Annotated in this window: 7 protein-coding genes and 4 pseudogenes; 10 read left to right on the top strand and 1 reads right to left on the bottom strand. The window is 39.5% G+C overall.

The window, feature by feature from the left end:
• From ACFIKY_RS08390 to ACFIKY_RS08345, 10 genes and pseudogenes are all read left to right on the top strand, one after another.
• Nucleotides 1–1,087 (top strand): annotated as a pseudogene (locus ACFIKY_RS08390) (tol-pal system protein); the annotation flags it as partial.
• A gap of 18 nt (nucleotides 1,088–1,105) precedes the next feature.
• Nucleotides 1,106–2,593, top strand: coding sequence for a tRNA lysidine(34) synthetase TilS (tilS, locus tag ACFIKY_RS08385; protein ID WP_375661691.1), 1,488 nt, complete (start codon nucleotides 1,106–1,108; stop codon nucleotides 2,591–2,593).
• Nucleotides 2,594–2,707: 114 nt separating this feature from the next.
• Entirely contained in the window at nucleotides 2,708–4,858 is a 2,151-nt protein-coding gene (gene ftsH / locus ACFIKY_RS08380; protein ID WP_375661690.1) for an ATP-dependent zinc metalloprotease FtsH, read from the top strand.
• A 547-nt stretch (nucleotides 4,859–5,405) separates the two neighbouring features.
• A complete protein-coding gene (gene glmM, locus ACFIKY_RS08375) occupies nucleotides 5,406–6,779 on the top strand; it encodes a phosphoglucosamine mutase (protein ID WP_375635540.1) in 1,374 nt (457 codons plus the stop codon).
• A 281-nt stretch (nucleotides 6,780–7,060) separates the two neighbouring features.
• Complete coding sequence (locus tag ACFIKY_RS08370; protein ID WP_375661689.1) at nucleotides 7,061–7,234, top strand: hypothetical protein; 174 nt, start codon at nucleotides 7,061–7,063, stop codon at nucleotides 7,232–7,234.
• A 310-nt stretch (nucleotides 7,235–7,544) separates the two neighbouring features.
• Nucleotides 7,545–7,655 (top strand): annotated as a pseudogene (locus ACFIKY_RS08365) (type II toxin-antitoxin system RelE/ParE family toxin); the annotation flags it as partial.
• Between the two features lie 16 nt (nucleotides 7,656–7,671).
• Nucleotides 7,672–7,943 (top strand): annotated as a pseudogene (locus tag ACFIKY_RS08360) (HigA family addiction module antitoxin).
• Nucleotides 7,944–8,110: 167 nt separating this feature from the next.
• Entirely contained in the window at nucleotides 8,111–8,299 is a 189-nt protein-coding gene (locus ACFIKY_RS08355; protein WP_375635542.1) for an antitoxin VbhA family protein, read from the top strand.
• Entirely contained in the window at nucleotides 8,286–9,809 is a 1,524-nt protein-coding gene (gene vbhT / locus ACFIKY_RS08350; protein ID WP_375661688.1) for a type II toxin-antitoxin system protein adenylyltransferase VbhT, read from the top strand. Before ACFIKY_RS08355 ends, vbhT begins: the two co-directional genes overlap by 14 nt.
• A 77-nt stretch (nucleotides 9,810–9,886) precedes the next feature.
• Nucleotides 9,887–10,093, top strand: a complete 207-nt coding sequence (locus ACFIKY_RS08345; protein WP_375635544.1) for a type II toxin-antitoxin system RelB/DinJ family antitoxin — start codon at nucleotides 9,887–9,889, stop codon at nucleotides 10,091–10,093.
• An 837-nt stretch (nucleotides 10,094–10,930) separates the two neighbouring features.
• Here the strand turns inward: ACFIKY_RS08345 and ACFIKY_RS08340 are convergent.
• A pseudogene (locus ACFIKY_RS08340) lies at nucleotides 10,931–11,098 on the bottom strand (P-type DNA transfer ATPase VirB11); the annotation flags it as partial.

Here is an 11,098-nt window from a genome sequence, read left to right as displayed (position 1 = left end):
CACTGACACTGTTAATAAGGCTATCGATGCAGTGAAGAAAGCACCTGAAGCAGCTGATAAAGCAGCATCTAGCGCGGTGGAAACAGCCACTGACACTGTTAATAAGGCTATCGATGCAGTGAAGAAAGCACCTGAAGCAGCTGATAAAGCAGCATCTGATGTGGTGGAAAAAGCCACTGACACTGTTAATAAGGCTATCGATGCAGTGAAGAAAGCGCCTGAAGCAGCTGATAAAGCAGCATCTAGCGCGGAGGAAAAAGCCACTGACACTGTTAATAAGGCTATTGATGCAGTGAAGAAAGCACCTGAAGCAGCTGATAAAGCAGCATCTAGCGCGGAGGAAAAAGCCACTAGTGTTGTGGAGCACCAAGGGATTATTTTAGAGAATCAGCAGGCTTTATTTAAAGATTATGATTTAGATAAGCTTTTGCATAAGATACGAATGGTGCTTGAGCATAACAATCTAAAAAATGTTAACAAGCAGTTTCATGGGCTTTTTGATAAAAAATCCCCGTCCGTTTATTCTTGCTCTTTTGAAAAGTCCGCTGTGGATGAAAAATCTCAGACTGTAAAAAAAGAGATGGAGCAGGAACATAGTACAGGTGATCAGACAAAGGTTGCTGCTGTGGAAGCTAAGGTGGAGAGCCATGATCATGAAAACAGTCACCATTTTAACAAAGTGCATGAAGTAAGTGCTCCAATTGAAGCACATCAGAGTGACAATCTTTCTTCTTCTAAAGCTTTGTATAAGGAAGGGTATGATTTTATTCGTTCTGCCAACTATGTTGATGCTGAAAAAAGCTTTTGCGCTTTTCAAAATCGTTACAAAAAAGATTCTTTGAGTGATGATGCTTTATTTTGGTTGGCTGAATCTTTGTTGGGACAAAAACGCTATCATGAAGCAGCGCAAGTTTATCTTACCGCATGGTATGCAGATAAAAAGAAGCTCTATACCTCCGAGATTTTGCTGAAATTAGCAAGAAGTATGATCGCTCTTGAGCCAAATAAAGACGATTGTGCTCATTTTTTGAAAAAATCAAAACATCAAAAAACATTAGAGTCTATTTTTTGTAAACCTGCAAAATAAATAGCGAGGTTGTTTTCGGTGTGCGTTAGACTGGCAAGAAATCTCTTTAAAACATCGGATTTTATTCAGTGTCAGAAGTTGATTCTTGCCGTCTCAGGGGGAAGTGATTCTTTGGCTTTGATGTTTTTGGTCAAAGAGCATTTGGAAACTCTCTCAGTTCCTCCAGAAATGATTGTTGTCACGGTTGATCATCAATTGCGTAAAGAATCAACGCGTGAAGTAGAAACTGTTGCGAAAATTTGTCGAGTCCATCACATTAAACATATTGCTGTGCGGTGGGAAGGTGAAAAACCAAAGACGCATATTGCTTCCAGTGCTCGTGTTGCACGCTATGATCTCTTGGTTAAAGAAGCACAAAAACAAGGCGCATCAGTTATTATGACGGGCCATACACTCAATGATCAGGTTGAAACCTATCAAATGCGGTATCAACGTCTCCAAAAAAATAGAGGTGCGTTGCACGGTGAAGTTGGTGCCATGCGTGATGAGGTTTATTCCAGTGGTTTTGCCGGTGTTTTGCGCGGTGAAGTCGAAGGTATACATGATGAGGATCATGCCAGAGAAACGGGAAAAAATATTGCCGAAAAAAACTATGGTCCCCTATATGAGCGTGGTTTATCCTGTATTCCGCGTGAGGCGTTGTTGCATAGAAAAGTGCGTTTGATTCGGCCGCTCCTTGGTGTAAAACGCCAAACATTACGGAATTATTTACGCTTACAAGGACAAACATGGATTGATGATCCAACCAATGAAGATCGCAATTTTGAACGTGTGCGCGTACGTCAATCTCTTCATCCTGAAAAATTGGCTTATATTGCTCAAAAAATAAATGAAGCCGCATTGCAGCGTCGTCAACAAGCGAAAAATATTGCTGATTTGATCTTAGCGCTGGATATTACTGTTAAACATGGGCGTTGTTTCATAGCAAAGCCTGCGCTATTTTTACAGAAACATTCCAGTTTTCCTTTTGTGGTGGGGCTCTTTGCGGTGTTGATGGGAGGGGGATTTTATTTGCTTCCTAATCAAAAATTAAGCATGCTTGTTCAAAAACTCTGTCTCGATTCTCCAGAAAAGAAGCGTTTTACTTATGCGGGCTCTGTTATTGAATATAACAAGTACGGAATTTCTTTGTGGCGTGAAGGGCGGAATATGAAAGAGGCTATCGTTGAGCCAGATAAAACTTTTATATGGGATGGGCGCTATCAGATCACAAATCATGGATCTGAGGCTATAAAGATTGGAGCCGCAAATTTAGAACAGCTGAAATTTTTATTGAAAAATAGCGATTTTGAGCTTGAAAAGCCTCATTTTCCCTCTTTACAATCGCTGCTGATGATCTCAAATCACAAAGGGTATGATATTCCAGAGTTGATTTCTCAAGCAGTTGTTCATAAACATGTTATAATCAAGCGGATTATGGCACCTTTCGATTGGCTTTCTTCACGAGAAGATGCTGCTGTGGTAAATATTGTGGAACCTTTTTTTAATATTGAGGTGAAAAGATAAAGGAAAATTACGTTAAAAGAAAATAAACAGCTTCTCATCCCTTGGCAAGGGGCTGACAAGGTTATATGTTAAGGGGAACTGTTTGAAATCTATATTTGATTAAGTGGGCTGAATATGAATTCCAATTACCGCTCTCTCCTCATTTGGGGAGTTATTGCCTTCATTTTGATTGTGTCGTTTTCTCTCTTTAATGGAGATAGTCAGCGTTCTGGTGGTGGAGAAGTCTCCTATTCTGAATTTTTGCAAAAAGTTGAGAATAATGAGTTGAAATCTGTGACCATTCAAGGTCAAAAATTAACAGGACAAACCATTGAACATAGAGCTATTTCAACCTATGCTCCTCGTGATCCAGGTTTGATACAAAAATTGGAAAGCAAAAACGTTAATGTTAAAGCTATTCCTGAAAGCTCTGGAAATAGCATTTTCCTCAATCTTCTCTTTTCCTTATTGCCTGTTATTATTATCGTGGGGGCGTGGGTCTTTTTTATGCGGCAAATGCAAAATGGATCACGCGGTGCAATGGGATTTGGGAAATCAAAAGCGAGATTGCTTAATGAAGCGCAAGGACGTGTTACCTTTAAAGATGTTGCTGGCGTTGAAGAAGCAAAGCAAGATCTTCAAGAAATTGTTGAATTTTTACGTGAACCACAAAAATTTCAACGCTTAGGGGGGCGTATTCCACGCGGTGTTTTGCTTGTTGGTCCTCCAGGAACCGGTAAAACTTTGCTAGCACGTTCTGTGGCAGGTGAAGCTAATGTGCCATTCTTTACCATTTCAGGGTCTGATTTTGTTGAAATGTTTGTTGGTGTTGGGGCGAGCCGTGTGCGCGATATGTTCGAACAGGCTAAAAAAAACGCACCTTGCATTATCTTTATCGATGAAATCGATGCTGTTGGACGTCATCGGGGGGCTGGACTTGGTGGTGGAAACGATGAACGTGAACAGACCTTAAATCAGTTGCTTGTCGAAATGGATGGGTTTGAGCCCAATGAAAGTATTATTCTTATTGCTGCAACAAACCGTCCCGATGTGCTTGATCCCGCGTTGTTAAGACCAGGGCGTTTCGACCGACAAGTTGTTGTGCCAAATCCTGATGTTTCTGGGCGTGAACAAATCTTGAAAGTGCATGTGCGCAACGTGCCTTTAGCACCTAACGTTGACTTAAAAATTTTGGCAAGGGGAACACCAGGATTTTCCGGTGCGGACCTGATGAATTTGGTAAATGAAGCTGCTCTTATGGCTGCGAGCCGTAATAAAAGAGTTGTCACGATGCAAGAATTCGAAGATGCCAAAGATAAGGTGATGATGGGGGCTGAACGTCGTTCAACCGCTATGACACAAGAGGAAAAGGAACTCACTGCTTATCACGAAGCAGGACATGCTATTGTGGCTCTTAATGTGCCGGTTGCTGATCCTGTCCACAAAGCAACAATCGTTCCAAGGGGAAGAGCATTGGGAATGGTGATGCAATTGCCTGAAGGTGACCGCTATTCCATGAGTTATCGATGGATGATTTCTCGTTTGGCCATTATGATGGGTGGACGTGTGGCTGAAGAATTAAAGTTTGGAAAGGAAAATATCACATCCGGTGCTTCTTCTGATATTGAGCAAGCAACTAAATTGGCACGCGCAATGATCACACGGTGGGGATTTTCTGATCTGCTTGGAAATGTAGCTTATGGCGATAACCAAGATGAAGTCTTTTTGGGTCATTCTGTTGCGCGAACACAAAATGTCTCTGAAGAAACAGCGCGCATGATTGATATGGAAGTGCGTAAGCTTATTGATGATGCCTATAAAAATGCGACTAACATTTTGAAAACAAAAAGAAAAGAATGGTTTGCTTTGGCACAAGGTTTGCTGGAATATGAGACTTTAACGGGAGCTGAAATTAACGAAGTTATTGCAGGAAAGCCTCCTTCACGCACACAGAAAGATGAGGGTGCTGCGCCACGGGGATCTTCTGTTCCAAAAACTGGAAAAATGAAGACAGAGACAACAGTGGTAGATGAAAAAGATGCTGAAGCAGCCCCTCATAAAGCAGAGACCGATAAAGGCAAGGCAGGTAAAGCAGAGGAAGCTGTTGGGAAAAAAACAGCAAAATCCGGTAATGTTGAGCCTAAGGAGGCTCAGTCTAAAGAAGTGCAATCGGATGAGACTGAGAAAAAAGCGCAAAACACAAAAGGTACCACAAAATCAGTCAACCGCTCTAAAAGTAATGCTGAAAAGAAGTCCAGTACTGCGGGAGATGATAAAGAAAAATAAGAACTGTTTAATAACGCTTGAGTAACGATGTTTTAGGAAAATTTCTAAATTCTTTGAGAAAGGCGCAAGCAAAGCTTGCGCCTTTAATGTAATATTTGCAAAAATATGGAAGCAAAAAATTAAGCAAAGCTGTTGTATGATGACAGTTTTAGCAGGCTATAAGGCGAGGTGGTATTTTCCTTTACGGATTTAGCAAGGTGTGAGGCTAGGCGATAGATTTCCTTGCGGATTTGGTAAGGTTTGAGGTTAGGTGCTGGGTTTCTTTACGGATTTAGCAAATGTGTGAGATTATCCTTTGGTTGTGTTCAAGAGATGTGTAAAGCATTTTGAGGAGATAATATTGCTTGTATGTGTGAGGGTGTAAACATAATTGGTTGAGAGGGGTTTAGATGTGTAGATGGTGAATAGGGTTCTTGATTGTCTAAATGCATGAAGGTTTAGACCAATGATCTGATTTTATATGGGGAGGGGGCCTATTGTACCAAGGGGGCTTGTTAGGGTTTTAAAGAAAAGCCAAGGGAAGAGTTATATATTAAAGGAAAGAGGCATGGTGCAAAAATATTTTGGTACAGATGGAATTCGGGGGAAAGCCAATTCATTTCCTATGACACCCGATTTTGCCATGAAGGTGGGGATGGCTGTAGGGGTTTTATTTCGCTCACAACATCAATCGCGTCGTGTGGTGATTGGCAAGGATACACGATTATCTGGCTATATGTTGGAAAATGCTTTGGTTTCAGGGTTGACTGCTGCGGGGATGGAAGCTTTTTTATTGGGGCCAGTGCCAACACCTGCTGTTGCAATGCTTTGCCGCTCTTTGCGAGCGGATCTTGGGGTGATGATTTCTGCTTCTCATAATCCGTTCTATGATAATGGAATTAAACTTTTTGGTCCTGATGGTTTTAAACTTTCAGATGATATGGAAGCGAAAATTGAACAATTGATCGATACAGATCTTTCAAAGTCTTTAGCAAGTTCTTCTGAAATTGGTTATGCAAAACGGGTTGAGGGGGATATTTATCGTTATATTGAATATGCTAAACGAACTTTGCCGCGTGATGTTCGCTTAGATGCTTTGCGTATTGTTGTGGATTGTGCCAATGGAGCTGCTTATAAAGCTGCTCCCCGTGCTTTATGGGAATTGGGGGCTGAGGTTTTTGCTATTCATGATGAGCCTAATGGTACCAATATTAATCAAAAATGTGGATCAACCGATTTAAGCTCTTTAAAACGAAAAGTTCATGAAGTGCGTGCTGATGTGGGGATTGCTCTTGATGGAGATGGAGATCGTGTTCTCATTGTTGATGAAAAAGCACAAACGGTTGATGGAGATCAGTTGATTGCTGTAATTGCTGAAAATTGGCATAAAATGGGACGATTACGGTGCAATGGTGTTGTCACAACGATTATGTCAAATCTTGGACTGGAGCGTTTCTTGAACAGTAAAGGGTTGCACCTTGTAAGGACAAATGTTGGAGATCGTTATGTTGTCGACGCCATGCGCCAAAAGGGATATAATGTTGGTGGTGAGGCTTCTGGGCATATCGTGCTTAGTGATTTTGGTACAACGGGTGATGGTTTGGTGGCTGCATTGCAGATTTTAGCCTGTATGAAAGAAAGTCAAAGCCCTATGAGCCAATTGTGTAAACGGTTTGAACCTGTACCGCAAATTTTAAAAAATGTAACGATTAAAAATAAAAATGTACTGAAAAAAAATCCAGTCAAAGCGGCAATCGATAAAGCAACGCAACAATTGGGAAAAGAGGCACGGCTGGTGATCCGCGCTTCTGGAACTGAGCCGCTTATCCGCCTTATGGCTGAAGGCGATGCACGAGAAGTATTGGACACGGTCGTGACAGAGTTGATGGATGTTATTATCCATCATGATGTACGCATGGGTACTGCACTTGAGGAATCTTGAATTTTTTGAGAAAATTATCAGATCATCTTTTGATAAAGCTCTTATTGTAATGCGGGATTTTGGCAATTACAAAAGGTATGGTAGCTATGTTAGTGATGTAATAACGGTAATGGATACTCTATCTACTAATCAATTAAATAAAAAAGAGAAAAATAGAGTTCTAATAACTATAATGCGTAGAGTGTTCTATAGTTCGTAAGATATTAAAACCATGCCTTCTTTTGCTTGTTCGTAAACTGGTTATTATTTTAACAGAGTTTAGAGTAGGGGGGAGTTTATTATTGTTATTCATTCTTTTTACTGGATATACAGCGGGTGCAGCGCTCTATGAACATCAAACAGCAATGGTCATTGGTTATATCATCTTGATGTTTCTAAGCGCAGCTGCCAATTGGGGATATGATGCGCTCCTATTACGTTTAGCTCCCCCTAATTATGAACGTATACTTTTCTAATAATGAGTAGAATAATTAGAAAGAGATGAGAATGATCAATTTTTTCACGACAGTTCTAATGTTTATAAAGTAAAAAAAGCCCTGTGATGTAAAAATAATGAACATTTTTTGTATCTTGGAGGGTTACACTCTATATTAATTTATGCTTTTAAGATTTAAACATAAAAGGATTGAAGCCTGCTATAATACTGGTACGACTAAAGGGTTTAGAACCGCCCATGCTCAAAAATTAAAGCGTATTCTAGGTGCCTTTGAAGTTGCTATATCGCCAAATGATTTCAATTTTCCGTCTTTTTGATTACATCTACTAAAGGGCGTTCTCAAAGGTTATTGGTCAGTTACCGTAAATGGAAATTGTCGCGTAATATTTCGCTTTGATGGCATAGATGTCGAAATGGTTGATTATCTGGATTATCATTAAAAAGGAGATCCAAACAATGATGAAGAATCCTTCACATCCCGGTGAATTATTGCGTGAAGATGTGATCAAAGAGCTTGGTTTATCCGTTAATGAAGCAGCAGAGCGGCTTGGTATTCTCGTGTAGCACTTTCTAGAGTTTTAAATGGAAAAGCCGCTATGAGTGCTAATCTTGCTATTAGGCTTGAAATGTCTGGTGTAAGCACAGCATGTGCTTGGCTCGCTATGCAAACAAATTATGATCTATCAAAAAAAATCCTTAACAACAGTCTCATGATCAAGATTGCATAAAAGAGTTTTAAATGGCAGTTAAGTTTTTGCAACAGAGACGTATACAAGAGCTAAATCATGCGTATGAGCGTACAAAATCAAAAGATGTGAACACAGTAAGATAAGGATAAAATCTTGTTTCTGTAGTCTGTTTGGCTATAATAAATATAAGCAAAGGAGGGTTTTATATGTTGAGTGAAGAGGAAATTAAGCGACGTCGCTTTGCTGCTAAAAATGCATTGGCAAGCCAACGTTTAGAGGGATTAGAGCCAGATCCAAAAGTCGTTGCGCAAATGGAACGTGTTATTATTGGAGAGCTTGAAACAAGTGATATCCTCAAAGATTATATGGAGCGGGTAAAACGTGGGGAAGTATAAGGGGAGCGGTGATCCTTATACTGATCCTGAAACTGGTGTGATGTATAATCGGCTTGGTATTAAAGATGAAGCCACACTGCAGCGCGTAGAATCTACGATTTCTTATGTAAAATCTTTCGAATTTGTACATACTCCTATTCGTGGTGAGTTTGATCTGAATTACATGAAAGAGATCCATAGAAGACTGTTTGGTGACATATATGAATGGGCGGGACAAGTTCGTTTAGTGGATATTGCCAAAGGCAATAGTATGTTTGCTAGTTATAATCAGATTGAAAGTTATGCACCGAAGATTACACAAAAGCTTGCAAAAGAACAGTATTTGTGTGGTCTTGGCGCTTATGACTTTAGCCAAAGGGCTGGGTATTACATGGGCGAGTTGAATGCGTTGCATCCGTTTCGAGAGGGGAATGGGCGTACTCAGCGTGAATTTATGGTGCAACTGGCTCGTGAAGCTGGTTATCATATCAACTGGAAGGGTATTGAGCGACAAGAAATGACACGTGCGTCAATTGAAGCACATTTTGGTAATTCAGAATATCTGTCTGCACTCATCTATAAGAACCTTACCAAGTTTACAGAAAATAAAAGGGATGATGTTTCTCAAGGTATTGGCAAAAATATTGCTTTTGGCGTTGATCTTAATAAAGAGTGCTTGGAACAACAAAAAGAGAAGATTGAAACTCCTTGGGATAGAGAAAAGATAAGTTTTGCTAAACGTCAAAAAGAAGAACTTGAAATTGAGCAATCGCAAAGGGATGTTAATGCTACGTTAAAAGCAACAGAACGAGAGCCATACCTTGCTGCTTATACGGATAACTCTAATCTAGAACAGAAGGTGCTAAGCGCTCTTAGAAATAAAAAGTCTTACGTTGATATGTTTAAAAAATTAAGCAATCATTTAGCATCTATTTATAAAGATCCGCAAGAGGCTGCGCTTAGGATTGAGCAAACAATTTTAGCGGGTAAAGGCGATAAACTTCCTGATATTCTAGCTAAGTCTCCAGAGAAAGCTGGTGAGCTGCGTGGATCAGATCGTTTAATCGATAAACTCAAATCTACAGGAAAAGAACGTAAAACCGCGCTTTACAATGTTCCTCTTGCTGTTTCCACTATGAGAGAGCTTCAATCCTTTTATAAGAATTCTTATGAGATACATATGGATAGTGTTACACGGGAGCGTGAACAGTTAAAAGTAGAGGTTCCGTCACTTTCACAAGAAGCAGTGACTTTTATGAAAAATGTTGAAGTTGGTTGTGATAGTTATTCAAAGATACCAGAGCAGGTTAATAAAGAGTTTTTAAAGCTGCAAAGTGCTTTAGATAAACGTTTTGGACATGATGCTATTCATAAATATGGTTTTGATTTATCAAAAGCAATCCCCAAAGAACAGTCTTATAATAAAGAACGCATAAAAGAGTTTCAAATGGCGGTTAAATTTTTGCAACAGAGACAACAGGAGAAAATCAACGCAATAGCGCGTGCAAGATCAAGAGATGTGATACGGTGAGGGCAAGGATAAGTCTTATGCTGTATAAGCCCTATTAAGCCATACGGTAAAAGAGAGGTAATCAAAGGAGGTTTAATATGGGTGTGACAAAAGATGTTATACGATCCCGCATAGATAAGACGTTAAAAAAATCCGGTGAAATATTAGCAAATTTAGGACTTACGGTGTCTGATTTCATCCGTATTGTTTTGATAAAAGTTGTCAATGAAAAGGGATTGCCGTTTGATATGTATATTCCTTATGCGGAAACGCTTAAAACTTTTGAGAAAAGTGACAAGGGTTAAGAGATATGTATTGCTAAAGATAAGAAAGATTTGTTTCGTCATTTGGTTATTTGATATTTCTGATCATTCACTTCAAATTAGCTTTTAATTTACATCATTATCGTTATGGGTGTTTCCGTATATTGAATGATGTACGCAAACAGTGATTGAAATGGCAGCTTATTGAATTTCTGCAAAAGAAGAAAGCCTATCGCTTGAAGAATTATTTGATATTGTTTCTTTTATTGCTACTCATTCAGATGCTGGTGATCTTGTGGAAGGTACGAGAGGAAGCTAGGGAATGTCAGGTTTAAAAGCATAAGGGTAAAAGAGGGGGGATATAGGGTTATATCCTTTTGGGGTGGTCAAAATATTCCGGTGTTGATTGAAGATGTTTACAGTTAATCATCTTGAGGCAATTTGGCAAAATCAGAGAGGAATGCGTTGAAGAAAATTTTTATACTGCGCCTTGATGAATATCGAAAAGAATAATAATGGATAAGACAAATAAAGCAGGATCTGGTATATTAAAAGGTGTTTGTGAAGCTCTTGTCTGAAGCTAAAGGTGAAGTGGATGTCACTAAATTTTGTATCGATATTCCTGCAAATGTTGATGTCAAAAAAAATCAGAAAAGATATTGGGTTATAGATATCATTTTCGGCACGTTGTGGTTTTTCTGTGGGGCGCATTCGTGATTGGGAATGGGGATGATATTTTTACTTCTTTTTGCTTTCGATTATTGAAAATGAATCTGAAGCTATGGTGGTAATTTAGTACGCGATGATATCCGTCGCTTATAATCGTGTTTTTAAGAAAGCTCTATTGGTATAAAAGGGGTGTGAGGGTCGCGTTTTTTTTTAAAAAGCATCACGGCGTTTGAAAGGATCGTAATAGATTTCTGTTACACGAAATTTTCCTTCGAGGCGTTTACATTGGATGATGACATCAATCATCGAGATTAATAAGCCGCGGATATCATCGCGTGCTAAATTACCACCACCGTCACTTTCTTTGACTAAAAGGGT

The organism is Bartonella sp. CR127HXZ (assembly GCF_042194555.1).
Taxonomy (GTDB): domain Bacteria; phylum Pseudomonadota; class Alphaproteobacteria; order Rhizobiales; family Rhizobiaceae; genus Bartonella; species Bartonella grahamii.
Note: the sequence above shows the minus strand (reverse complement) of the source record. Positions and strands in the feature narration are given on the sequence as shown.

Coding starts and splice junctions, on each gene's coding strand:
- ACFIKY_RS08345 (WP_375635544.1), top strand. CDS start 9,887: ATGGGTGTGACAAAAGATGTTATACGATCCCGCATAGATAAGACGTTA.
- glmM (WP_375635540.1), top strand. CDS start 5,406: ATGGTGCAAAAATATTTTGGTACAGATGGAATTCGGGGGAAAGCCAAT.
- ftsH (WP_375661690.1), top strand. CDS start 2,708: ATGAATTCCAATTACCGCTCTCTCCTCATTTGGGGAGTTATTGCCTTC.
- ACFIKY_RS08355 (WP_375635542.1), top strand. CDS start 8,111: ATGTTGAGTGAAGAGGAAATTAAGCGACGTCGCTTTGCTGCTAAAAAT.